Source organism: Butyricimonas sp. RTP31003st1_G1_RTP31003_210430 (assembly GCF_040920905.1).
Classification (GTDB): Bacteria; Bacteroidota; Bacteroidia; order Bacteroidales; family Marinifilaceae; genus Butyricimonas; species Butyricimonas paravirosa.
Map to the genome: position 1 here is coordinate 45,349 of NZ_JBCOSQ010000024.1, position 25,530 is coordinate 70,878.

Consider the following 25,530-nt stretch of genomic DNA (forward strand, 5'->3'; position numbering starts at 1 on the left):
GATTAGGTGATTTAGAATCGCAGAATCGTTCAATCGGAAATCACCTAATTTATTTGTTTTTCAGTTTTTCTTTCAGGATTTTGACACCTTCGGAGGCGCCTTTTTCAATGAACTCGATCTTACTGTTTTTGACACTTTCCGGAATTTTCGGGTCGATCAACAGGATGCGACAACCGGCAGGTGCATAGTGTAACAGGCTGGCAGCCGGATACACGGCTAGCGAGGTCCCGATGATCACGAGAATATCGGCTTGTTGAACGAGTCCTATGGCCGGTTCGATGTTCGGAACGGATTCTCCGAACCAAACAATGTGAGGGCGCAGGATAGAACCGTCCTCGGCTTTTGTTCCTAGCTTTAATTCCCAACCGTCAAGGTCGTATATTAGGTCCGGATTCCGGCTACTTCTGACTTTTTTAAGTTCACCGTGAAGGTGTAATACGTTAGTACTTCCGGCACGTTCGTGCAAGTCGTCAATGTTTTGCGTGATGATCCGGACATCGAAATCTTTTTCGAGTTCGGCAAGCCCGTAATGCCCGGCGTTTGGTTGGGCCTCGTAGAGTTGTTTACGACGCTCGTTGTAAAAACGGTTCACTAATTCCGGGTCACGTTGCCATGCTTCCGGGGTACAAACGTCCATTACATTGTATTCTTCCCATAGGCCGTCGCTGTCTCTGAAGGTACGAATCCCACTTTCGGCACTCATTCCGGCTCCTGTTAAAACGACTAACTTATTCATAATCAAGTTGTATTTTAATCATTGAATTCGATTGCAAGTTAGCTAAAAAAACTTTATTTTCGTAACTTTCAATTTTCAATTTTGTACGGTATGACTTTTGGTATAGCGGATTTAAGTGTTATCCCCATGCGACGGGAAAAATCGGAACGGAGCGAAATGGTTTCTCAGTTGTTGTTCGGGGAGGTGTATGAGGTACTGGAGGAGGAGGATAAATGGCTTAATATTCGCTTGTTACATGATTGTTGTTGTGGATGGATTGATCGTAAAACTTACAAAGAGGTAAGTGAAGAGTTCGCGGAAAAGTACCGGGCTTCCGATCAATTGATCATGAGTGAGGTGTTTAATCTGGTGGTTAAAAAAGGGGATTGGGAGAACAAGATGGTCGTGGCGGGGAGTGTGCTGCCTTTCTACGATGCATATACTAAAAAATTGATGATCGGGGATGAGGAGTATGTCGTGAAGGGTTTTTTACGGGAAGTAGGGATTGAAAGTCTACGGGAATTATTGATTCAATACGCGTTGATGTTCTATAATGCTCCTTATCGTTGGGGTGGGCGAACTCCCAATGGTGTAGACGGTGCCGGATTGGTGCAAATGGCGTATCGTTTGGCGGGAATTACTATCCCGCGGTATATCGAGCAACAAGCCGGCGAGGGACAAGTTTTGTCTTTTCTGGAAGAAGCGCAACCGGGGGATCTTGCTTTCTTTGGTGATTCTTCCGGTGCTGTTACTCATGTCGGTATCTTGTGGGAACAGGGCCGAATTATCCATGCCTCGGGAAAAGTCCGGGTGGATAAAATTGATCATCACGGCATTTTCAATGAAGATTTGAAACGTTACACGCATACACTGAAGGTGGTGAGGCAGATTTTTTAATTCGCTGAAGACGAATTAAAAAGTTGCAGGTTACAAGTTGACAGGTTACAAGTTCTTCTTCAATCTAAAATCATTAAATCATAAATATCCTTGGCTTTCCGGCCCCATGTTAAATAATAGGTCGAGGATGCTGAGGTTGGGGGCGAAAGGGAATCTTTCGGCAAAGGTTTGGTGGTAAGGTTTGGCGACGAAAGGATCTTCTACACGGCGGCGGGAAGGTTTGGGGTGAATAACATCCCGCAAGTCTGTGAGGGTATCGTATGTCGGATAATAGTCTTCTGTGAATTTAATTGACCGTTGGAGTTGCAGGTTATCCATGAGTTCTTTTAGAATCTTGGTATTGAGATCTAACAAGAATTTTTCTTTCCGTTCGAAAAAGTGGATGAAGTTGTCGATGTAATAATCGTAATAGGGAGAATTTTTGTAAGCGGACTCGATTCCTTTGAAATGGAGTTTCTGCCAGTTCGTGGAATAGTCAACCAGTACATCTTTGGTCAATATTTTTATGGATGAGCCTTTCACGACGGGTACGGACAAAGTCATAACCCCGTTGGCAGTCATGATGTCACACCGATTCCGGTAGCTTTGTTTACCATAGCTTTCGTATTGTTCAATCCATATCTCGGTACAATTGTTTATTTTTGTAAAGTATTGAACAGGTGGAAAGTATGCCGTGTTAATTAGTATATTGCTCATGATCCATTTATATTAGCCGGGCAAAGATAAGAATTTTTCAATAAATTGAAAATCTGTGATATTTTGTATGATTAACAAATTTATACTCAAAAAGTATGATTTGTGGTTCAAAAGTTGTATATTGTAACAGGATAGAAAGTTGTCGTATTCGACTCTAACTACCGCAGGTCGATTATATAGAAAGGAGAGGATTTTTTAAGACCTGCAATAGAACAAAAGCCGTAATTCTACGTAACTAATTAGTAATAGTATCACAACCGGAACGTAATATAAAAGTAGTTCATTTGGAAGGGTATTATTACATGATAAATAGAAATAAAATTGATATATGATGCTAAAACTCGTAGAAGAAGATAAATTATTGAAGCCATTTGCAGGAATTATTGAAAAAAGACACCAGCAAGTATTGGCGATGGAACGAGAATTTACTTATCGGACGACTCGTTTGTCCGATTCGTGTAATTCTTATTTGTATTATGGGTTGCATCGAACGAATGAGGGGTGGGTGTTTCGAGAATGGGCGCCGAATGCCACGGCAATCTATTTGTTAGGCGAGTTTAACGATTGGAGAAAGCATCCTGATTATGCCTTGACCAAGGTCGGAGATGGAAATTGGGAGATTAAACTGCCTCTGGGAGCGTTGGCTCACGAGATGCTTTATCGTTTACTCGTGGAGTGGAACGGGGGGAGCGGGGAGCGGTTGCCTTCTCATGTGCGACGAGTGATTCAAGATGAATACACGAAAATATACAGTGCGCAGGTATGGGACCCATTGAATCCCTACCAGATGCGTCATGAAAGACCCAAACGAACAGATTATCCGTTAATTTACGAGGCTCATATCGGGATGTCAACGGAGCATCGGAGAGTATCGACTTTTACGGAATTCCGTTTATTTGTGCTACCGCGTATTGTTGATCTAGGTTATAACACCATACAGTTGATGGCCGTGCAGGAACATCCTTATTATGGTTCGTTCGGTTATCAAGTGGCGAATTTCTTTGCCGTGAGTTCCCGTTTCGGGACACCGGATGAGTTGAAAGCCTTGATCGACACCGCTCATAGTATGGGAATCCGGGTGATTATGGATATTGTCCATTCGCATGCGGTGAATAACGAGGAAGAAGGATTGAGTCGCTTTGATGGTAGTTACGATCAATATTTTTACCCGGGCGAGAGAGGATATCATCCTTTGTGGGGGTCTCGTTGTTTTGACTACGGAAAACATGAAGTGTTGAATTTCTTACTCTCGAATTGTAAATATTGGTTAGAGGAATTCCGTTTCGACGGTTATCGTTTTGACGGGATTACCAGTATGTTGTACTGGGATCATGGAATCAATAAGGATTTCACGGAGTATAGCTTGTATTATGATGGAAACCAGGACGAGAGTGCAATTACCTATTTGGCATTAGCTAACCGGGTGATTCATCAAGTCGATCCTGAGGCGATCACGATTGCCGAAGACATGAGTGGGATGCCGGGTGTTGCCAGTCCTTTGGAATATGGCGGTATGGGTTTCGATTACCGGATGAATATGGGAACTCCGGATTACTGGATCAAGCTATTGAAAGAGAAACGGGATGAGGAATGGCACGTCGGAGATCTTTTTTACGAGTTGACAAACAAGCGGGAAGAGGAACGTACAATTAGTTACGCGGAAAGTCATGACCAGGCGTTGGTGGGTGACAAGACTATATTTTTCCGTTTAGTGGATAAGGCAATATATACCTCAATGAGTGTGTTTGACAAGAGCGTGATTATTGATCGGGGAATGTCACTTCATAAAATGATTCGCTTGGTTACTATCGGAACTGCTGCCGACGGTTACTTGAATTTCATGGGAAATGAATGGGGACACCCGGAATGGATTGATTTCCCGAGAGAGGGTAACGGGTGGAGTTACGATCATGCCCGGCGTTTATGGAGTCTGGTAGATGATGAAAATCTTCGGTTTCGCTTTTTGAATGTGTTCGATAAGTCGATGATTCAGATGGTGAATGATACGCGTGTTTTTCACTGGCGTCCGGAACCGTTGGTGCGGGATAACGAGCGTCAGGTGCTTATTTTTACCCGCGGAGATTATTTGTTCGTGTTCAATTTTAACCCGGAAAAGTCATTCCCGGATTACGTTTTTGACGCACCTTCCGGAAAATACACGATGATATTGAACACGGATAACAGGAATTTTGACGGATTGGGACGAATTGATGAGAAGATTGAACACTTTACCCGATACGTTTCTCCGGGCAGGGGACAGTTAAGTTTGTATATACCTGCGAGGACGGGATTTGTATTAAAGCGTTCATAAATATATGGGATTTATGATTTACGATTTGGGTGTTGAGGTAATTGTTGAATCATAAATCTAAAATTTAAAATCTAAAATTAGATTATGAGTTATTTAAATTTCAACAAAGAAGAATTGGTAAATCTGGAATATTCTTTGAAGAGAGAAGTTTTATCAACGAATAGAGCCGGGGGGTATTCTTCGACAACGGTCGTATGCTGTAACACGAGGAAGTATCATGGACTACTTGTATTGCCGATCTCGGAGTTCGGGGGAGAGAATCATGTATTACTTTCCTCTTTGGATGAAACGGTTGTTCAACACGGGCAATCTTTTAATTTGGGGATCCATAAATATCCCGGGGTATATGAACCGCGGGGACATAAATATATCGTGGATTTGGAATACGATCCGCTATTCACGTTGACTTACCGGGTGGGAGGCGTTGTGTTGAAGAAAGAGATTCTGATGGTGCATAATGAGGCTCAATTGATGATTCGTTATACATTGGAAGATGCTCATTCGGAAACGTACTTGCGGTTGAAACCGTTTCTGGCTTACCGGAACGTTCACGCTTTGAGCAAGGCGAACATGATGGCAAACACGAAATTCGATCACGTGGAAAATGGTATACGTTCGAAATTGTATGTCGGTTTTCCGGCTTTGAATATGCAGTTGAGCAAGGCGAACGAGTTTGTACCCGTGCCTGATTGGTATTATAATATAGAGTACTTGGAGGAAAAGAACCGGGGATATGATTATAAGGAAGACTTGTTTGTTCCCGGTTATTTTGAGGTACCGATTAAAAAAGGGGAAAGCATTATATTTTCAGCCTCAACCGAAGAGGTAAAGCCTTCCACGCTGAAACGTAAATTCCAGCAAATGGAAAATAAACGGGAGCGTCGGGATGATTTCGAAAGTTGTTTGACTTATTCGGCATCCCAGTTTATTGTTCATGAAGGCAAAGATACGGAGGTTGTTGCCGGTTATCCGTGGTTCGGGCGCTGGGGACGCGACACGTTTATTGCCCTTCCGGGTTTGACATTGGCAGCCGGGGGAGATTTGAGAAATTGTAAAGAAGTACTTGACACGATGGTTCGTCAGCTACACGATGGTTTGTTCCCGAACATCGGTAAAGGGGATAAGGCTGCTTACAATTCGATAGATGCCCCCATGTGGTTCTTTTGGGCCGTGCAGGAGTACGATAAAGCGTTAGGAGAGCCGGGGACGGTATGGAAAAATTATGGAAGTAAAATGAAATCAATCCTGACAGCTTTTCGAGAGGGTGTGAATCCCGGGTTGAGAATGGATGCGAATGGTTTGATCTGGGCCCGACAACCCGGAAAAGCACTGACATGGATGGATGCTGTTGTGCGGGGTGTTCCCGTGACCCCGAGAGCCGGTTATGCCGTGGAGATCAATGCTCTTTGGTACAATGCGGTTTGTTACATGCTGAAATTAGCTGAAGAGGCAAAAGATAATACTTTTATAAAGGAATGGAAGGATATGCCCGAATTGATTCGTACTTCATTCGTGGAAACATTCTGGAACGAGGAAAAGGGATATTTAGCTGATTATGTGGATGAAAAAGGGCAGAATTTGGATGTGAGACCTAATCAGGTATTTGCTTGTTCCTTAACTTATTCCCCGATCACGGATGATATGAAGGAGAGGGTTCTGAAAGTGGTTACCCGTGAGTTGTTGACCCCGAAAGGCTTACGAACTTTGTCTCCAAAAAATCCGAAATATCACGGGCATTATGAAGGCAATCAGGATGAGCGGGACAACGCTTATCATCAGGGAACCGTGTGGCCTTGGTTAATCGGTGCGTATATAGAGGCAAATCTTAAACTTTACGGGAAACAGTTCTTGCCGGAGGCAAAAGAATTGTTGGAAGGATTTGAAGAAGATATGGCACTTTACGGTTTGTGTTCGATTGCTGAAGTGTATGATGGCGATCCACCACATCATCCGAATGGAAGTATTTCCCAGGCATGGAGTGTCGGAGAGGTACTTAGGAGTATGAAATTGATAAGGAAATATGAAAATTAATCGAATTAGACCATTTCCGAATTTGCAAATTAATATATTATGAGCATAAGAGTATTGATGTTTGGGTGGGAATTTCCACCGCATATTGCAGGGGGCTTGGGAACGGCCAGTTACGGGTTGACGAAAGGCTTGGCGAAACATGGCGTCAAGGTGATGTTCGTCATGCCGAAGGCCGGAGGTGATGAGGATCAAAGCGTCGTGAAAATCATTAATGCGAGTGATGTCGAAATGATGAGCGAGTATTCAAATTTAGATGAATACTGGCAGAATGTAAACTTTATGGAGATCGGTTCGAATCTTGTCCCCTATCTGGACCCGGAAACCTTCGAAAGAACGGTAAAGGAGACCATCAAGACGGGGGAACATTCAGAGCATATCGTTTTCCGTAACAAGTTCCAATTTTCCGGTAAATACGGAACAAACCTGATGGAAGAAGTTGCCCGTTACGCCATGGTGGCAGGGACGATAGCGGCACAACAGGATTTTGATATTATCCACGCGCATGACTGGCTGACCTATTCGGCCGGGATTGTGGCGAAGAAAGTTTCGGGTAAACCGTTGGTGATCCATGTACATGCCACGGAATTTGACCGAAGTGGGGAGAATGTCAACCAGCAGGTGTATGATATAGAGAGGCGTGGAATGGAGGCTGCCGACCGGGTGATTACAGTGAGTAATCTGACACGAAATATCGTGATCAATCGTTACGGGATTAATCCGGATAAGGTAGTGACAGTCCATAACGCTGTGGATTTTCAAACACGTGAAGATGTTGAAGTTGATCGTGGAGTGAAAGAAAAGGTGGTTACTTTTTTGGGTAGAATTACTTTCCAGAAAGGACCGGAGTATTTTATCGAAGCGGCGAACAAGGTATTGAAACGTTTCCCGAATGTCCGGTTTGTTATGGCCGGTAGCGGTGACTTGTTCAATCGCTCTGTTCGGCGTGTGGCACAATTGAAAATAGCCACGAAGTTTCACTTTACCGGGTTCTTACGAGGTGATGATGTTCAGAAGATGTTCTTGTATAGTGACGTGTACGTGATGCCTTCTGTGTCCGAGCCTTTCGGAATTTCTCCATTGGAGGCGATGCGTGCGGGAGTTCCCACGATTATTTCCAAACAGTCCGGGGTAGCGGAAGTCTTGAAACATTCTATAAAAGTTGATTATTGGGATGTTGATGCACTGGCTGATGCTATATATGGTCTGTTAGCTTATCCGGCTTTAGGTAAAATGGCCGGAGAAGAAGGATTGGACGAGGTGAACCAGTTAAAATGGGAGAATGCAGCGTTGAAAGTAGAGGAAGTGTACAAGGACGTATTGGGAGTTTAGAGTTTAAAATTTAAAATGTAAAATTATGAAAAAGACATTATGTTTTTATTTCCAGATACATCAACCCGTAAGATTAAGAAGGTATCGTTTTTTTGATATAGGTAAACGTCATGATTATTTTGACGAGTATGTGAATCGTTCCACGATACGACGAGTGGCAGAGAGATGCTATTTGCCGATGAATCATTTGATCATGGATTTGATCAAGCGTTACGGAACGAATTTTAAGGTGAGTTTTTCTATTTCCGGTTCGGCATTGGAACAATTTGCTCTTCATGCCCCGGAAGTGATTGAAAGTTTCAAGGAATTGGCAAAGACCGGTAGCGTGGAGTTTTTGGCCGAGACATACGCTCACTCTTTGGCATCCTTGTCTGATACCGATGAATTCGAGAGACAAGTACAGCGCCATGCAGCTAAAATGGAAGAGTTGTTCGGGCAGAAGCCGGTGACGTTGCGAAATAGTTCGTTGATTTATTCCGATCAGATCGGGGAGCGAGTGGCTGCCATGGGATTTGAATCTATGCTGACTGATGGGGCAAAGCATGTGTTGGGGTGGAAGAGTCCGAATTTCGTTTACACGAACGTGATGAATCCCCGGTTGAAACTGTTATTGAAAAATTCCCGGTTGAGCGACGACTTGACCCTGCGTTTTTCAGATCATAGCTGGCATGAATGGCCTCTCACGGCAGATAAATATGCCCGTTGGTTAAAAGATAGCACGCAAGATAGTGAGATCGTGAATTTGTTTATGAACTACGAAACGTTTGGTGAAAACCAATTGGCAGAGACCGGAATTTTCGAGTTTATGCGTTCTTTACCCGAATATATATTCTCGACAACCGATTTTGAATTCCTGACCCCGAGTGAGGCGGTGAAAAAACATCAGCCGGTGGCTCCTTTACACGTGCCTTACCCGATTTCATGGGCGGATGAAGAAAAGGATATTACCGGATGGTTGGGAAATGAGTTACAAAATGAGGCTTTTGAAGAGCTATTCAAAATACAACCTAAAGTGGAAGCATTAAATGATCCGGAGCTGAACGAGGATTACTCTCGCTTGCAGGCTAGTGATCATTTCTATTATATGAGGACGAAACTGTTCTCCGATAACGACTACCATCGTTACGTTTCACCTTATGAAACCCCGTATGAAGCATTCATAAATTATATGAATGTGTTGAGTGATTTTGTCGCACGTGTGGAAGATATGGAAAAAATGCGTAATATTGCGGGCAATAAAATCACCGAAGAAGAGAAAAGTCCGGAAAAAAAGAAACGGACTCCTCGTGTAAAAAGTGCGGAGAGTGCTGCGAAGGCGACGAAAAAGGTGAGTACTAAGGAGAAACAAGTGAAGTCAAAACATTAAAAATTAAATATGAGTAATTTGGAATTGAAAGATCCCACCTATTTGTTCGAGGTAAGTTGGGAAGTATGTAATAAGGTTGGGGGAATTCACACGGTAATTTCAACAAAGGTGTTGAGTTTGGCCGGGGAATTCAAAAACAACCATATATTGATCGGCCCGGACGTGTGGCGGTATAATGAACCGAATCCGGAATTCACGGAAGATGCCCATTTGTTTAAATCGTGGCGGGTGAAAGCGGCACAGGAGGGATTGCGTATTAAGGTAGGGCGATGGAATGTAGCCGGTAACCCTGTGGCTATTTTGGTAGATTTCACCTCTTTTATTCCCCAGAAGGATCAGATATTGACTTCTTTCTGGGAGAAGTTTCAGGTGGATTCGTTAACCGGACAATGGGATTACATCGAACCCGTGTTATTCGGTTACACGGCGGGAAAAGTGATTGAGAGTTTTGTTCGTTACCATATATCTCCTCGTCAGCGTATTATTGCCCAGTTCCACGAATGGATGACGGGAAGCGGTATGTTGTACCTGAAAAATGCCCTTCCACAAGTGGGATGCGTGTTCACCACTCATGCCACCGTGTTAGGACGTAGTATTGCCGGGAACGGCTTGCCTCTTTATGATCCGATGAAGGATTACAATCCGGTGGAAACGGCCCATCGTTTTGGCGTGGATTCCAAACAATCCCTGGAAAGTAAGGCGGCGGAATGGGCGGATTGTTTCACGACGGTCAGTGACATTACCGCGAAAGAATGTGAACATTTCTTGGGTAAGCAAGTGGATCTTGTCACCCCGAATGGTTTCGAGAACAGTTTCACCCCCAGCGAGGAGGATTATCCCGCCAAGCGTCAGCAAGGACGTGAAAAACTGTTGAAAGTGGCGCAGGCTTTATTGGGCCGGGCGGTTGCGGAAGATGCTTTAATCGTGGGTATCAGTGGACGTTACGAGTTTAAAAATAAGGGCTTGGATGTGTTTGTTGAAGCACTGGGGCGTTTGAACCGGGATGTAGATAATAAACGGGATATTTTGGCGTTTATTCTGGTGCCGGCAGGACATAAGGGGGCAAATCTGGAATTACTGAATAATTTGGAACGTCCTTACCAGGCGATCGAAATCACACATCCTTACGTGACACATGAATTATCGGACCCGCAAAATGATCCGGTATTGCGTAAGATTGAGGAACAACAATTATCGAATCAACCGGGGGACCGGGTGAAGGTCTTTTTCTCTCCAAGCTATTTGAATGGTAATGACGGTGTGTTTAACATGCCTTATTATGATTTGCTTGTGGGAATGGATTTGACCGTTTTCCCCTCTTATTACGAGCCTTGGGGATACACGCCTTTGGAGAGTCTGGCATTTAAAGTTCCGACGATCACGACAACTTTGGCCGGTTTCGGCTTGTGGGTTGAGTCCTATTATAAAAAAGCACACCCGGGAATTGAGGTGATTGAACGGGATGACCGGAATAACGAAGAAGTGGTCGAGAAAATTGCCGATAAAATAAAAGCGATTGCCGGACTAAACAAAAAAGAGTACCAAGCTGTAGCCAAGAATGCCAAAGAGGTATCGAAGATTGCACTTTGGGAAAATTTGGTTTCATATTACAAGAAGGCTTATCAGATCGCGATAGATAAAGTAAACGGACGGGTGAATGAAATTCCGATTGTGGAAGAGGAACAATGGTCATTCATAGAGAAAAAGACGGCAACAAATGTTCCGAACTGGATCAGCGTGATTATCCATCGTTCAATTCCGGTCAAATTGAGTGCCTTGGAAGAGTTGGCGAATAATTTGTGGTGGTGTTGGAACGAGGAGGCCGTTGATTTGTTTAAAAGCATCGATCCTTTACAATGGATGTTGACACGGCATAACCCGATAGCGTTATTGGATAAGATTTCTTTGAATCGCTATAAAGAATTGGAGAATGATGAGGAGTTTGTTGCCCGTCTGGCAGCCGTGTACGCTAAATTCTCCCAATACATGGAGGAGAAAAAGCAAATGAATGATCCTTCCATTGCTTATTTTAGTATGGAGTACGGGTTACACGCTTCTCTGAAAATCTATTCGGGAGGTCTTGGCGTGTTGGCCGGAGATTACTTGAAAGAGGCTAGTGACAAAAAAACAAAGATCACGGGTATCGGCTTGTTGTATCGTTACGGTTATTTCACCCAAAAATTCTCTGCCGCGGGTAATCAAGAGGCTGAATATGAGGCTCAGGATTTCACGAAGATACCGGTATCTCCGGCTCGGGATGCTGAAGGCAATTGGTTGACAATCAGTCTTTCATTTCCTGGACGCGAGGTGTATGCCCGAATCTGGCAGGTAAATGTCGGACGGGTGGAATTGTATCTGTTGGATACGGATTTCGAGGATAACCAGGAAGGGGACAGGAGCATCACGCATTACTTGTATGGAGGAGATTGGGAAAATCGTTTGAAACAGGAAATTTTGCTGGGTATCGGGGGAATCCGGGCCTTGCGGAAATTGAATATCCAGGCGGACGTGTACCATTGTAATGAGGGACATGCGGCATTTACCGGGTTGGAAAGATTGCGGGAATACGTGGCGGAAGATCAACTTTCATTTACCGAAGCCATGGAAGTTGTTCGGGCGTCTTCGCTTTTCACCACGCATACGCCGGTTCCGGCAGGACATGATTCATTTACAGAAAACCTGTTGAAAAACTACTTCTGGTTTGTGGCTGAACGTTTGAAAATCACGTGGGAACAGTTGCTTGGGTTAGGACGTGTAAATGCGAATGATCCGAACGAGAAATTCTCCATGAGTTTTCTGGCAGCGAACTTATCGCAGGAGGTGAACGGGGTTAGCTGGTTGCACGGGAAAGTCAGTCGGGATATATTCAAGAATTTATGGCCGGGATATATGCCGGAAGAGTTACACATCAGTTATGTAACCAATGGAGTGCATTACCCGACTTGGGCGGCTCCGGAATGGAAGAAAATACAGATGAGCGTGTTTGGTGAGAAATTCAAGACTCATCATTACGATAAAACGTGTTTTGAAGGAATCTACCAAATTCCGGATCAGATGATTAAAGAGGTTCGTATGGTTTTACGAAGTCGCTTGATCCGTCATATAAAGCATCGTTTGGCTGACGAGAAGAGTACGGCTTATTTCACGCCGCGCCAAATCGTGGAGATTCAAGACACCTTGCGGGATGATATTCTGACCATAGGTTTTGCTCGTCGTTTCGCTACTTACAAACGGGCTCATTTGCTATTCAGTAATCTGGATCGTTTGAATGAGATCGTGAATAATCCGGATCGTCCGGTCCAGTTTATTTTCGCGGGGAAAGCTCACCCGGCAGATCAGGCCGGTCAGGATTTGATCAAGCGGATTGTGGAGATCTCCAAATACCCGCAGTTCTTGGGTAAAATATTATTCCTTCCGAATTACGACATGGACTTAGCGCGTCGTATGGTGCAAGGGGTGGACGTGTGGATGAATACCCCGACTCGTCCGCAGGAGGCTTCCGGTACGAGTGGAGAGAAGGCTGCCATGAATGGAGTCATGCATTTTAGCGTGTTAGATGGTTGGTGGGTTGAAGGCTACCAGAAAGATGCGGGTTGGGCGTTACCGATGGAAAGGACCTACGAGAACCAGGAATTCCAAAACGAGTTGGATGCCGAGTTGATCTATAATATTATCGAATCGGAAATCGCCCCGGCGTTCTATGATCGGGGAGAGAACGGAATCTCCGGTAAATGGTCGGGATTCATCAAAAACACGATTGCTAAGGTGGCATCAAACTTCACGAGTAATCGGATGCTGACGGATTACGAGGATAAGTTCTATATACCGATGTCTCGCCGTTTCCATCGTTTGAGTGAGAACAACTATGCTTTAGCCACGCAGATTGCTGAGTGGAAGAGGAAAGTTAGCCGGGAATGGGAATCCGTGCAGGTGGATGCATTGATTCTTCCCGATAAATCGAAACAGATTATCTCTTTGGGTAAATCTTACCAGGGGAAAGTGGTACTTGATCTGGGAGAGTTGTCTATTGATGACATCGGGGTCGAATTGGTTGCCATGATGAAAAAGGACGAGAAGATCGAGGTGTGTTTCACACAGGAATTCGTACCCGTCTCTTTCGAGAACGGGAAGGCCATGTATTCCATTGAAGTGACTCCCGATGATCCCGGAATCTTTATGCTGGGATTGAGAATATTCCCGAAGAATATATTACTTCCTCACAGACAGGATTTTGCTTTGGTGAAATGGGTGTAGGATAGTATCGGGTATATACTAATAAAAATGCGGCTCCAAGTTCAATATAGGACTTTGGAGCCGCATTTTGTTTTAATTGTCCTTATTAGTAAGGAGTTTACGATAAACATTCCCTATTAATAGGGATTGTTGTAAATTGATCTGCCGTATACTTTTGCACGACTATTTAATGTTTTTAGTGTTCATTCATTAAAATATTCTTTAGAATACTAATTATTAATTAATTCGTGTATGTTATGAAGTGTTTTTATATTTGGATCTATTTTATTGTTGGAAATATTCTTTTCTCTAACGGGCAGACGATTTCCGGGATCGTGAAAGATTCCTCTGATAACACGCCTATTGCGGGAGTAAATATTGTTATACATTCTCTAAAGAAGGGGACGGGGACAAATGCCAAGGGCGAGTTCTTTTTTAAAAATATTCCTACTGGGGAGTACGAACTCTATTTTTCGTTCGTGGGTATGAGAGATGTCATCAAGAAAGTGAAGGTCGAGGCGAACAAAGAATTGAAGTTGGATGTTTATATGCAGGTAGATATGAAATCTCTAGACCAAGTGGTCGTTGCAGCTAAAGGGGAAAGAAAAGAGATCCATGACGTGAAACGTCAGGGGACTCCAGTTGCCGTTATTGATGGAAAACAGTTGGCAGGACGTGGAACCACGATCACGGAGGTATTGAATCACCAAACAGGGGTGAAATTACGACAAACAGGCGGTGTCGGTAACCAAACAAAAGTTAATATCCGGGGATTGGAAGGAAATAGAGTTCAGATATACATGGACGGTTATGCCTTGAATACCCCGGATGGTAGTTTTTCCATTAATGATATTCCTTTGCAATTCATCGATCGCATCGAGATATACAAGGGGATTGTTCCGCCTGAATTCGGGGGAGATGGATTAGGAAGTGCGATTAATGTGGTGACGATAGATGCCGAACATGGATATTATGATTTGTCGTATAGCTACCAGTCTTACGGTGTGCATAATCCTACTGCTTGTATTTCTCATTATTTTGATAAAGCGAATATGGCTTTTACGCTTTTTGCGGGAGGAACCTTTGCTAAAAATGATTACACGATCACTTCTCCCTATGTCAATGATTTGAAAATCAAACGGGATCATGACCAGTTGAAAATGGGGGAATTCGGGGCGACGCTTAAATTTCTGGATCATTATTTTGACAAGGCCGAGTTGGAATTTGTCGGGTATTACAGTTATAAAGAAACCCAGGGAGTACAAACAAATATCCGTCATGCCCGGACAAAAATCTGGACAGTCGGTGTAAATCCCAAGCTGGAGAAAAAACATTTTTTGCATGAGAAATTGGATTTAAAATTCAATGGAATGGTTACTTATACTCATACTGCTTTAATCGATACTTCGTCCTTCCTTTATGATTTTTATGGTGATCGTGTTCCCAACACGTATGGCGGAGAAGTGGGATATGTCCCGAACTTGTCGGATGACGGGATGATGGATTATCGTTATAACTTGAACTTGCAATATCATTTGGTCCCGAACAAAATGCTGGTCAATATTAATAATGATTTCCGTTACGTGAGCAATGAAACCCGGGACACTGTTGCCGATCGATTTCTGAAAAAGGATTATAGCGGTTTGAAATCAAATATATCGGGAATGATCAGTTCTATCGCTTTACAGAATAAGTGGTTTCAAGGACGTTTGACGTCAGTTCTGACGGGACGGCATTATTATTATCATTTAGGGGGGAAAACTGTGAACTTGGCTTATCCGGGGGATGCCGTTCCGGCAGAGACGGATAAATCTGATCAGTATTGGGGATACAGTCTTGCTTTGAAATACGATTTATCTTCTCATTGGTTGGTGAAGTTTGCCTTGGAACATAACTTTCGCCTTCCTCGTTACGAGGAGGCTTTGGGAGATCGTGTAACGACGTTGACAAGCACGGAGTTAAAAGCCGAACAAGCTAATAATTATAATCTGGGTATCATGTTTGACCGTTATTATAACGCGAATTCCCGTTTACAATTCGAGTCGAACGGTTATATAATGAAAGTGAAGAACATGATGTATTTGACCTCTGTTGTGGGGTATTCCAAATACCAGAATCTGGGTGAGGCTTTGTTGTACGGGGTGGACGGTGAAATCAAATGGGATATTAATCGTAATTGGTTTGTATCATTTAATGCTACCTGGCAGAAATCATTGGATTATTCAAGATATATAGCGGGAACAAACACCGAAAGTGAGACCTATAAAATGCAATTGCCTCATATCCCGATTCTCTTTTTCAACTGGATGCTGGATTACCGGAAGGATAATCCCTTTGGTGGTAAAGGACAGTATGCCAGAGCGTATTACGAGGGCGGCTACACGGATAAATACTATTATGGATACGAGCTTAGTCGCAATCAGGATTATAAAATACCTTCTACTTGCCTGCATACGGTCGGGATGGAGTACGGAATCATGAACCGGAAAATTTTGTTTGGCGTGGAATGTCATAATCTGTTTGATACGGATGAGATGACTAATTTTAATTACCCGTTGGCGGGGCGGACGATCATGGCTAAGATTCGGTTCACGACGTTAAAATGGTGATGTGCCTGAGAATTTTAATTGAAATATATAAATAAAGTAAATCACAATGAAAAACAATCTTTTTATTCTGGGGGCTTTTCTATGTACAGCCTTGTTTGTAACGTCATGTACGGATGACAACAAAAATGATGATGATAACGATGGTAAAGCGTCGATCATCGTGGGTATTAACATGCAGCCACAGGCGGATATGGGATATATCGTACCGATACAGGATATGAATGTCGGAACGATGTCTTACACGAATGCGGTTGAAACCAAAATTACTCCTTATTTGATGTCTTATAATGATTGGGTGTTCTACGTGCCGGGGACTTCGGAGGGAACGATTATAAAATATTCCCGACAAGATAATGGGACCTTGAAAGTGGAAGGACGTTTGGAAGTGGCAACGGCTGCTCCCATGTGTGCTTCTATTGCTTTCGTTTCGACTACGAAAGCTTATGCATCCGCTCCGAACGATAACAAGATCATTATATTTAATCCAACAACCATGGTAAAAACAGGGGAAATTAATGTTGCCAAGCCTGAGTATGGGCTTGACGGAAGTAGTACTCCGAACCCACTGGGACTGATCTTGCGGGATGGGAAACTCTATGTCGGGTGTGGTGAATTTGACCAGATGCCTATTTGTAAAAGTGGTGCGCATATTTTGATCATTGATGAGGCAACCGATACGCCGGAAAAGATTATTCATGACATGAGACTTTCCGCGGCATCTATTTTTGATTGCGGTATGTTTATTGATGAAAAAGGGGATCTTTACGTGACTTGTTGGGGATCTTATGGTTATGTCCCGGATCAGAAATTCGGATTGTTACGAATTAAAAAAGGAGCGACGGAATTTGATCCGGAGTACTGTTTTAATATGAGTGACATGAACGTGGAAGGAGTTCAAGGGGGTAAATTGCAATATTCTATTTCTAACTTTTATGCCGGGAATGGAGAATTGTACGTTTTAGCTTATTGTCCGGCATTTGCTAGTGCCAGTCCTGATTACATCAACGAGAAGACAAATTACTGTTTGAAAGCTGATTTATATAATTGTACGATGAAAGCCTTGAATCTTCCTCGCACGAATGGATATAGTTGTGCAATAAATAAATACGGGGACGACATTCTTTTTGGTTTGGCAACGGAACAAAATGGAACGGGAATTTTCACCTATAATCGCAAAACTGATCAATGTAGTTCTGCTCCGATCGTGAAAATGCAGGGAACCCTTATGGATATTCTCGTGTTTGAATAATAATCTGTATTTTTCAATAGCTCGGGGCTTTCCACTTTTCATAAACTGGAAAGCCCTCTTGCTTAGCCGATCTTTTTATTTTGCCCGGTATTTGTTGTCCCGGAGAATAGTCAACACTTTTTCTTTTACTTCCCCTTGGATGATAATTTCTCCATCCTTCACGGAGCCGCCCACGCCACATTTGTTTTTTAGTAGCTTGGCCAGTTCTTTCAGATCCTCTTCCGTACCCACGAAACCTTGTACGAGGGTGACAGTTTTGCCCTTGCGTTGTTTGGAATCGAGAGTCACCCGCAGGTTTTGTTTTTCCGGGGCTAGGGTTTCCTGCTCTTCTTCTTGATTGTATTCGTATTGGTAATTCGGATTCGTGGAGTAAACCACGTTAATCCGCTCTTTTTTATCGTTTTTATTGCCCATGATGTCTGTATAATTTGTTTTCGGGAACAAAAATAGCAATATTACTCGGATTGTCACGAAATGGCGTGAGTTTTCCGATATGACAGATTGTAGGAAGTTACTTTACTTTGTGTGTTCGGTTTGGGGCGAGTTAAGCGGGAGATAAGGAACGATAAGCGAATGACAGACGTTCCCCCTTCGTTTCATTGTCGTTTGAGGACTGGCTTTGTAATATCGGGGAAGTATGCGTGAATTTCTGGTGGCGTTTGATCTTTTGATTACTTCTAATTGATCTTGTCATTAATCGAAATAAAAATTGTTTTTTCCAAGGGGTTCGTTATCTTTGCGGCTTGAAATCGAAAACGATAGCGGGGTTGAAATAAGTAGAATAGATTAACCTATAGACTATGAATAAAATTTTAAGTAAGACTTATTTTTCAGAAAAAGTTGTAAAGCTGGAAGTTGAGGCACCATTGATAGCAAAGGCCCGTAAACCGGGTAATTTCGTGATTGTACGCGTGGGAGAGAAGGGCGAGCGGATGCCGTTGACCATTGCTGATGCTAATTTGGAAAGAGGAAGTATTACATTGGTGGTACAAGTGATGGGAGTGTCTTCCCGGAAATTGTGCGCTTTGGAAGTGGGGGATTATATCACGGATTTGGTAGGTCCTCTCGGAAAACCGACTCATATCGGGAAGGTAGGAACCGTGTTGGCTTGTGGTGGTGGTGTTGGCGTGGCTCCTCTACTGCCCATCGTGCGAGCTTTCAAGGAGGCAGGAAACAGGGTGGTTTCAGTAATTGCCGGACGTAATAAGGATCTGGTGATTCTGGAAGATGAAATACGGGCTTCTTCGGATGAAGTGATTATCATGACGGATGACGGGAGCTATGGAAAAAAAGGTCTGATCACGGAAGGTATGGAAGAGGTGATCAAACGTGAGAAAGTAGATTTGGCCGTGACCATCGGACCGGCAATCATGATGAAATTCTGCGAGAGACTGACTCGTAAATATGATATCCCGACAGTGGCCAGTTTGAACGCGTTGATGGTGGACGGAACCGGAATGTGTGGAGCTTGCCGGGTAACCGTGGGGGGAAAGACCCGCTTTACTTGCGTTGATGGACCGGAGTTCGATGCACACCTGATTGATTTTGACGAGATCTTGTCTCGGTTAGGTGGATTCAAGGATGCCGAGGTGGCCAAATTGCATGATGTTGAGGTAAAACAAGAGGAATCCGAACATACTCATGGCGTGAGCGACCGGAACGAACCTTGGCGTCAGGAATTGCGTCAGAAGGTGGCTGGGAAGGAACGTACTTCTATTGAACGTGTTCACATGCCCGAAACCGCACCGGAAGAACGTATCAAGAGTCAGCGTATAGAAGTGAATCAAGGCCTGACGGCCGATATGGCTATGCGGGAGGCTACCCGTTGTATGGATTGCGTGACCCCGACTTGTATGGAAGGTTGTCCCGTGGGCATTGATATTCCCGGATTCGTGAAAAACATTGAGAGAGGTGAGTTTTTGCAGGCCGCTGCCGTGCTGAAACGCACGAGTGCTTTACCCGCAGTTTGCGGTCGGGTTTGTCCTCAAGAAAAACAATGTGAATCCAAGTGTTTTTATTTACAGAAATTGAAGAAACCGTCGGTTGCTATCGGTTATCTGGAACGTTTTGCATCGGATTTCGAGAGAGAATCCGGGCATATTACCGTGCCGGAAGTTGCCCATGCCAATGGAATTAAAGTTGCTGTTATCGGTTCCGGACCTTCCGGGTTATCGTGTGCAGGAGACTTGGCAAAATTGGGTTACGATGTAACCGTGTTCGAGGCGTTGCACGAGATCGGCGGTGTGTTGAAATACGGTATTCCTGAATTCCGTTTGCCGAATAGTGTGGTAGACGTGGAGATTGATAATCTGAAGAAGATCGGCGTGAAATTCGTTACCAACTTTATCGTGGGAATGACGGATTCCGTGGAAGATTTGAAGGCGGAAGGTTTCAAGGCTTTCTACGTGGCTTCAGGAGCCGGACTTCCCCGGTTTATGAATATTCCCGGAGAAAATTATAACGGTATCCTTTCTTCCAACGAGTACTTGACCCGGGTAAATCTGATGGGTGCCGATAGTGAAGATTCCGATACTCCGGTATATCGCGGAAAGAACGTGGTAGTCGTGGGTGGTGGTAACACGGCAATGGACTCCGTGCGTACGGCAAAACGTTTGGGTGCGGAACGTGCCATGATCGTTTATCGTCGGAGCGAGGAGGAAATGCCTGCCCGTCTGGAAGAGGTGAAACATGCCAAGGAAGAGGGATGCGAGTTTATCACGTTGACTAATCCGGTGGAATATATTGCCGACGAACGGGGACGTGTGAAACAGGTACGGGTGCAGAAGATGGCTTTGGGTGAACCGGATGCTAGTGGACGCCGTAGTCCCGTGCCGGTGGAAGGTTCCGAGTACACGATTGATGCAGACGTGGTGGTTGTAGCCGTGGGGGTTTCTCCTAACCCGATTGTTCCGAACTCCGTGAAAGGATTGGAAATTTCACGTAAAGGTACGATCGTGGTGAATGACGAAACGATGCAGTCTAATTTGTCAGAGTTCTTTGCAGGGGGAGATATTGTGAGAGGTGGAGCAACGGTAATTTTGGCTATGGGTGACGGTCGTCGGGCTGCCAAACATATAGATGAGATGTTCAAAGCGAACTAGAATAGAATTTATTGTTACCTATAAAAGAACGAGGCTGTCTAACTTTTTTATTGTTAGACAGCCTCGTTCTTTAGTCTCTCTTTGAGTGTAAAAGTTTCGTGTTAATTTCAGTTTGTAATATAAAAAATTGTAACTTGCAGCGGATTCGTATTTTTTATTATGAGAGGCTCTATGGAGATACCGATGGATATTTCGACATGGGATGATAAATGTATGCAGGCGTTTATTCGGGAAAATGCTTCGATGTTCCGTGTGTTTGCTTTTAGGTATTTGCAGGATGCGGAGGTTGTGGATGATGTGTTACAGGAGTCTTATATGAAATTGTGGATAAACCGTTCGAAAATTGGTTCTGTGAAGTCACCCCGTAATTATTTCTTTTCTATTATTAAAAATACGATTGCGGATAAGCGGGACTATTTCTCCAAAGGCCAAAAGGAGGAGGTTCCTGTAGATGTTTCGGATGGGGGACTTTTGTTGCGTAATATCATCGAGGCGCAAAGTGTCCGGATGATTGGGGAAGCTATCATGCAGTTGTCGCCACAGAGTCGGCAGGTGATGGAGATGACTCTGGATGAGATGAGTTTGGCCGATATTGCTGCAGCATTGAACGTGAGTGTTAATACTGTAAAGACAATCAAGTACAGAGCTTTGAAACGACTGGCAACTATGCTTTCGCGTGAGGATTTTTTACTGCTGCTGTTGTTTTGAGGGCGGAGAAGAGAGGGGAAAAGATAAAATCTTCAGGAATATTGAAAAAAATTTTTAGATGATGTCATCCTTTTTGGATGCTGTTGCCGTCTATTAGGTAAAATTCAATTAAAATGGAAAAAACAGAAAGAATCGCACGATTGATTTCTGCCCGGATACTTGGTCAGGAGTTGACGGAAGAGGAGAAAAGGGAGTTGGATGATTGGTTGGGGGAGGAGCAGGCTAACAAGGACCTTTTGGAAGAGGTAAGGAGTTTGCGTGGGGTACGGCAGTTTGTGCAGTTGGAGCAGGAGGGATATGGGGAGCGGATGGCTGCGGCCTTTGCGGAGAGATGTAGAGGTGGGAAGAAACGTTCGTTGAGGCGGATAGTGCTTGCAGCGATGGGGAGTGTTGCTGCGGTGGTTGTGCTGGTGGTGGGACTTTGGATGTGGACGGGAGAGAAAGGGAGGTCTTTGCCGGAGGTGGTTGCGGTAGTGGAGGATTCGCTGTCGATACAAAGAGCGGGAACGGTGTTGACTTTGGCAAGCGGTGAACGAATCGATTTGAAGCAGGAAGAGACGGAGAAGGCGGCAACGAGGCGGGGGGGAGAACAGACGATTCCTGCGGAGCGGATGGCTAAGGAACATCCTGAGGCGTATCATACTTTGTCTGTGCCTGCTGGAGGGGAGTTTCAGTACGTATTGGCGGACGGGACGAAGGTGTGGTTAAATTCGGATTCGGAATTGCGTTTCCCGACTTCGTTCACCGGAGATGAACGGCGGGTATACCTGAAGGGGGAGGCATTTTTTGATGTGAAGAAGGATAATGGGAAACAGTTTGTAGTGGCTTTGCCGAAAGGGGATATCAGGGTGTACGGTACGCGTTTCTGCATCACAGATTATGGAAACAAGCCGATGTCCGCTGTATTGACCCGTGGGAGCATTGGTTTTACGACAACGGGGGGAGAGGAGGTTCGTCTGAAGCCTGCAGATCGCTTGACGTATGAGGCAGCTACGGGGATATTGAGGGTGGAGCAGGTGGATACTACTTTATATATGTCATGGATAAACAAAATGTTTGTGTTTAAAGGACAGCCTCTGGGCGAGATAATGGAAACCTTGTCGCGTTGGTACAACTTAGATTGTATGTTCGCTTCTGAGGATTTGAAACAGGTGCATCTGTCGGGACGGCTGAACCGTTACCAGGATATACGGGTGTTGTTGAAAACATACGAGGAAATTGCCGGTTTGCGTTTCAGAATTGAGGGCAGGCAGGTTTTTATATCGAGGAAATAACCGGTGAAACACAAAAAATCCGATCCACAGCTACGACCCCGGAACCGGATTTTGAGTGTTGAAGCCTTTCTATAAACTTAACGCTTTAAAATTATGAAAAAAAGTTCGTATTTGGTGTGGAAAGTACCACAAAAAATCGAGAAAAAGCTTATGCGATTATCATTATTGATTACCTTGTTGCTTTCGTGTGTGATACATACGGAGGCGATGGCCCAACGGATAAGTATCCGGATAGAGCCCGGATCTTTGGATCAAGCTTTTCAACAGATTATCAAACAAAGCGATGCACAATTGGTGTATAATACGGATGTTGCTTCTGCTATCCGTTGTAAAGGTGCTGTGTTCGAAAATCAGGATTTGGAGAAAATTTTGAATACCCTGCTGGCGGATACCCGCCTACGGTGTCGTTTTGAGAATGGAATCTATATCATAGATGACCGACCGGCAAAGCAACAACAGGCGGTGAAGTTAGTCGGTAAAGTGGTTGACAAAAAGGGGGAACCGATTGTGGGGGCTACCTTGGTTATCAAGGGAACGACGATGGGGGTGGCTACGGATGTAGACGGAAAGTTCGAAATGGATAACTTGTCGGGCAAAGAATTCGTGTTGCAGGTTCGTTTTATCGGTATGGGTATGCAAGAGGTGACAGTGCGTCCGAATGAGTTTATCACGATCACTTTGCAAGAGGAGGTGAGTGAGATGGATGAGGTGGTTGTGGTGGGTTACCAATCGGTACGTCGCGAGCGTATGACGGGTAGTAGCAAAACGGTTACAGCTCGGGAAATCGAGGGGCGGGGGTTGACCTCCATTAATGAGGTGTTAAGTAGCACAATATCCGGTTTGAATATGGTGAGTAGCGGACGTCCGGGTGCTGATTCGCAGATTCAGATCCGTGGTATCAACTCCATCAACGGAAGCACGGAGCCCATCTGGATTGTGGACGGAATGCCGATGCAGGGTGAGATTCCGAATATTAAGGTGGGTTCGACGGATTTGCAGTCTACCATTTTTACGTCCGGTATCGGGAATATTGCTCCGGACGATATCAAGTCCATCACGGTTTTGAAGGATGCTGCAGCGACGGCTATTTACGGTGCGCGGGCGGCAAATGGTGTGATTGTGGTGGAGACGAAGAGCGGACTGGTGGGAAAGACCCGTTTCAATTTTTCACTGAACTACGGTATCAAAGAGCGGCCACGGAACAATATCGAGATGATGAATACGGCGCAGAAAATACAGTTTGAACGGGAAGTTTTTGCGGATGAAACAGCCTGGGTTTTTCAGCCGGGGCGGGTAATGGATTTGTTGCGGCAGTCTAGCTATGGTGTAATTTCGAAAGAGGCAGCGGAGAGTGAAATTGCAAGGCTTTCGACTATCAATACGGATTGGTTCAAGGAAATCTTTCGTACGGCCGTCAACCAACAATACAGTTTCAGTATGTCCGGTGGTACGGAAAAAACACAACACTACACTTCCCTGAACTTCCAGAGCGAGGTGGGAACGGAACCGAATAACAAGTATAGCAAGTTCGGGATGTCTTCCAAAATCACTCACATACCAGTGGAGGCTTTGCGGATAACAGGGAGCATCGGGACGACCCTGAAGAATGACCGGGCGACAGCCAGTATCATTTCGCCCTTGAACTACGCTATGTATGCAAATCCTTACGAGCGACCTTACAATGAGGACGGTTCGTATGCCAGTGATATCACTTATAATGCCAAACAGAGTAGTATCCGTCCCGGATTGGACTGGGAGAATTTCAATATTCTGCACGATCTAAATAACAATACAAACAAGAACAGGTATATCGATGCAGAGCTCCAATTGAAGGTGGAGTGGGAGATTATCAAGGGATTGATGTTTACTACTCACGGTGTTTATAACATCAATTCGAACCACAACCGGATTGTGGAGGGTGCGGGTACCTATACGAATTTCAAAAATAACTGGTATGATTACATCAGCTACGGGGAGGATTTGGACCTCGCTTTAGTAAAAGGTTCGTTAAGAGAGGCGACTGCTTACAGTAATGCCTATACGTTCAAGAATACTTTACAATATACGAAGGATATAAAAGACCGTCATTTTATCAGCGTGTTTTTCGGACAGGAAATTTCTGATCGTACTACACAGAGTTCCTTTAATTACTCGCCGATTTACGACGAAGTGCACAATATCATCGGTTTTCCCGATTTAACGGGTGTGAATCCCAACAATATTAATTTCGGCCGTTTGGGGAATACGGGTAAGGAACGCATGAAGATGTCCTCTTTCTTTGCTAATGCCTCCTATTCTTATGAAGATAGGTATATTCTGACGGGTGCCATCCGTTATGACGGTTCGGATATTATTGGAAACCGCAATCAATTTACACCGCTGTGGAACGTGGCTTTGCGCTGGAATATGCACCGGGAGAAATTTATGGAGTCTTTACCTTGGGTGAATCTCTTGTCTTTGCGCGGCGGTTTCGGTTACACCGGAAGCATAGATAAAAATGCCCTTCCGTTTTTGGTGTACACCTTAGGCCAGAGTATCAATTACGACGGACAGAATGTTCCGACAAGTTTCGAATTGCCGAACCCGAACATCAAATGGCAGAAAAAGCAGGACATGAATATTGGTCTGGAAGCATCGCTTTGGGACTATCGGGTAGAGTTGGGTGTAAACTACTACCATAATATTACCCGGAATGTATTGGATAATAAGCGTTTGGCTACCTCTTCCGGTCGGCTTGAGGCAACGACCAATGTAGCCAACCTGCATAACAACGGTGTTGAGGTGGATTTGGGTGTGACCCTCTTGAAGCGCAAGAATATCCAGTGGTTTGCCAAGATGAATTTGGCCTATAATAAAAATACCGTGAAAAACACTTTCTATAAGGAAATCGAGGACCTACCCGAGCGGGTGACGGCTGCCACTTCCAACAATTATGTGGAGGGTTATGCTGCGGGGAGTTGGTTCGGCTACCGTATGGCGGGTGTAAATCCGATGACAGGTATGGTGCTGGT

At 44.4% G+C, this 25,530-nt stretch carries 16 protein-coding genes; 12 read left to right on the plus strand and 4 right to left on the minus strand.

Translation table 11 applies throughout. The annotated features are described in order from the left end of the window. Positions 1–49: 49 nt before the first annotated feature. A complete protein-coding gene (locus AB5542_RS09405) occupies positions 50–736 on the minus strand; it encodes an SIR2 family NAD-dependent protein deacylase (RefSeq protein ID WP_279038070.1) in 687 nt (228 codons plus the stop codon). Positions 737–826: 90 nt separating this feature from the next. On the opposite strand from AB5542_RS09405, the gene AB5542_RS09410 reads away from it, so the two are divergent. After that, entirely contained in the window at positions 827–1,612 is a 786-nt protein-coding gene (locus AB5542_RS09410; RefSeq protein ID WP_087422328.1) for a C40 family peptidase, read from the plus strand. 78 nt (positions 1,613–1,690) lie between these two features. Here AB5542_RS09410 and AB5542_RS09415 read toward each other — a convergent pair whose 3' ends face one another. Continuing rightward, complete coding sequence (locus AB5542_RS09415) at positions 1,691–2,308, minus strand: WbqC family protein (RefSeq protein WP_087422327.1); 618 nt, start codon at positions 2,306–2,308, stop codon at positions 1,691–1,693. Between the two features lie 328 nt (positions 2,309–2,636). On the opposite strand from AB5542_RS09415, the gene AB5542_RS09420 reads away from it, so the two are divergent. From AB5542_RS09420 to AB5542_RS09450, 7 genes are all read left to right on the plus strand, one after another. After that, positions 2,637–4,619 carry an alpha amylase C-terminal domain-containing protein gene (locus tag AB5542_RS09420; RefSeq protein ID WP_279038073.1) on the plus strand — a complete coding sequence of 661 codons (1,983 nt, stop codon included), beginning with the start codon at positions 2,637–2,639 and terminating at the stop codon, positions 4,617–4,619. A gap of 84 nt (positions 4,620–4,703) precedes the next feature. After that, positions 4,704–6,650, plus strand: a complete 1,947-nt coding sequence (locus AB5542_RS09425) for an amylo-alpha-1,6-glucosidase (RefSeq protein WP_027203030.1) — start codon at positions 4,704–4,706, stop codon at positions 6,648–6,650. 45 nt (positions 6,651–6,695) lie between these two features. After that, positions 6,696–7,979: a glycosyltransferase family 4 protein gene (locus AB5542_RS09430; RefSeq protein WP_316242667.1), complete on the plus strand. Its 1,284-nt coding sequence runs from the start codon at positions 6,696–6,698 to the stop codon at positions 7,977–7,979. A gap of 25 nt (positions 7,980–8,004) precedes the next feature. Then, positions 8,005–9,345, plus strand: coding sequence for a glycoside hydrolase family 57 protein (locus tag AB5542_RS09435; RefSeq protein WP_027203028.1), 1,341 nt, complete (start codon positions 8,005–8,007; stop codon positions 9,343–9,345). A gap of 9 nt (positions 9,346–9,354) precedes the next feature. Then, positions 9,355–13,599: an alpha-glucan family phosphorylase gene (gene glgP / locus AB5542_RS09440; RefSeq protein WP_279038075.1), complete on the plus strand. Its 4,245-nt coding sequence runs from the start codon at positions 9,355–9,357 to the stop codon at positions 13,597–13,599. A gap of 236 nt (positions 13,600–13,835) precedes the next feature. Then, the gene (locus AB5542_RS09445; RefSeq protein WP_288215221.1) at positions 13,836–16,187 is read left to right on the plus strand and encodes a TonB-dependent receptor; all 2,352 of its coding nucleotides are present in this window, start codon (positions 13,836–13,838) and stop codon (positions 16,185–16,187) included. A 46-nt stretch (positions 16,188–16,233) separates the two neighbouring features. Beyond that, positions 16,234–17,436 (plus strand): YncE family protein, encoded by a 1,203-nt coding sequence (locus AB5542_RS09450; RefSeq protein ID WP_279040275.1) that lies wholly within the window; start codon positions 16,234–16,236, stop codon positions 17,434–17,436. A 75-nt stretch (positions 17,437–17,511) separates the two neighbouring features. On the opposite strand, the gene AB5542_RS09455 is transcribed toward AB5542_RS09450, so the two are convergent. Next, a complete protein-coding gene (locus AB5542_RS09455) occupies positions 17,512–17,850 on the minus strand; it encodes a translation initiation factor (protein WP_087422320.1) in 339 nt (112 codons plus the stop codon). A 130-nt stretch (positions 17,851–17,980) separates the two neighbouring features. Beyond that, complete coding sequence (locus AB5542_RS09460; RefSeq protein WP_270545033.1) at positions 17,981–18,130, minus strand: hypothetical protein; 150 nt, start codon at positions 18,128–18,130, stop codon at positions 17,981–17,983. Between the two features lie 106 nt (positions 18,131–18,236). Between AB5542_RS09460 and AB5542_RS09465 the strand changes: the two genes are divergently transcribed. The 4 genes from AB5542_RS09465 to AB5542_RS09480 all read left to right on the plus strand — a co-directional run. Continuing rightward, the gene (locus AB5542_RS09465; protein ID WP_279040273.1) at positions 18,237–20,537 is read left to right on the plus strand and encodes a bifunctional dihydroorotate dehydrogenase B NAD binding subunit/NADPH-dependent glutamate synthase; all 2,301 of its coding nucleotides are present in this window, start codon (positions 18,237–18,239) and stop codon (positions 20,535–20,537) included. A gap of 171 nt (positions 20,538–20,708) precedes the next feature. Continuing rightward, complete coding sequence (locus tag AB5542_RS09470; RefSeq protein ID WP_279040271.1) at positions 20,709–21,245, plus strand: RNA polymerase sigma factor; 537 nt, start codon at positions 20,709–20,711, stop codon at positions 21,243–21,245. 113 nt (positions 21,246–21,358) lie between these two features. Beyond that, complete coding sequence (locus AB5542_RS09475) at positions 21,359–22,519, plus strand: FecR domain-containing protein (RefSeq protein WP_279040269.1); 1,161 nt, start codon at positions 21,359–21,361, stop codon at positions 22,517–22,519. A gap of 93 nt (positions 22,520–22,612) precedes the next feature. After that, on the plus strand, positions 22,613–25,530 hold a 2,918-nt coding region (locus tag AB5542_RS09480), incomplete at its 3' end, for a SusC/RagA family TonB-linked outer membrane protein (RefSeq protein WP_368243038.1).

What these genes read in the sequence shown, in the direction of transcription:
- AB5542_RS09405 (WP_279038070.1), bottom strand. Translation starts at nt 736, where the DNA reads ATGAATAAGTTAGTCGTTTTAACAGGAGCCGGAATGAGTGCCGAAAGT.
- AB5542_RS09410 (WP_087422328.1), top strand. Translation starts at nt 827, where the DNA reads ATGACTTTTGGTATAGCGGATTTAAGTGTTATCCCCATGCGACGGGAA.
- AB5542_RS09415 (WP_087422327.1), bottom strand. Translation starts at nt 2,308, where the DNA reads ATGAGCAATATACTAATTAACACGGCATACTTTCCACCTGTTCAATAC.
- AB5542_RS09420 (WP_279038073.1), top strand. Translation starts at nt 2,637, where the DNA reads ATGATGCTAAAACTCGTAGAAGAAGATAAATTATTGAAGCCATTTGCA.
- AB5542_RS09425 (WP_027203030.1), top strand. Translation starts at nt 4,704, where the DNA reads ATGAGTTATTTAAATTTCAACAAAGAAGAATTGGTAAATCTGGAATAT.
- AB5542_RS09435 (WP_027203028.1), top strand. Translation starts at nt 8,005, where the DNA reads ATGAAAAAGACATTATGTTTTTATTTCCAGATACATCAACCCGTAAGA.
- glgP (WP_279038075.1), top strand. Translation starts at nt 9,355, where the DNA reads ATGAGTAATTTGGAATTGAAAGATCCCACCTATTTGTTCGAGGTAAGT.
- AB5542_RS09445 (WP_288215221.1), top strand. Translation starts at nt 13,836, where the DNA reads ATGAAGTGTTTTTATATTTGGATCTATTTTATTGTTGGAAATATTCTT.
- AB5542_RS09450 (WP_279040275.1), top strand. Translation starts at nt 16,234, where the DNA reads ATGAAAAACAATCTTTTTATTCTGGGGGCTTTTCTATGTACAGCCTTG.
- AB5542_RS09455 (WP_087422320.1), bottom strand. Translation starts at nt 17,850, where the DNA reads ATGGGCAATAAAAACGATAAAAAAGAGCGGATTAACGTGGTTTACTCC.
- AB5542_RS09460 (WP_270545033.1), bottom strand. Translation starts at nt 18,130, where the DNA reads ATGACAAGATCAATTAGAAGTAATCAAAAGATCAAACGCCACCAGAAA.
- AB5542_RS09465 (WP_279040273.1), top strand. Translation starts at nt 18,237, where the DNA reads ATGAATAAAATTTTAAGTAAGACTTATTTTTCAGAAAAAGTTGTAAAG.
- AB5542_RS09470 (WP_279040271.1), top strand. Translation starts at nt 20,709, where the DNA reads ATGGAGATACCGATGGATATTTCGACATGGGATGATAAATGTATGCAG.
- AB5542_RS09475 (WP_279040269.1), top strand. Translation starts at nt 21,359, where the DNA reads ATGGAAAAAACAGAAAGAATCGCACGATTGATTTCTGCCCGGATACTT.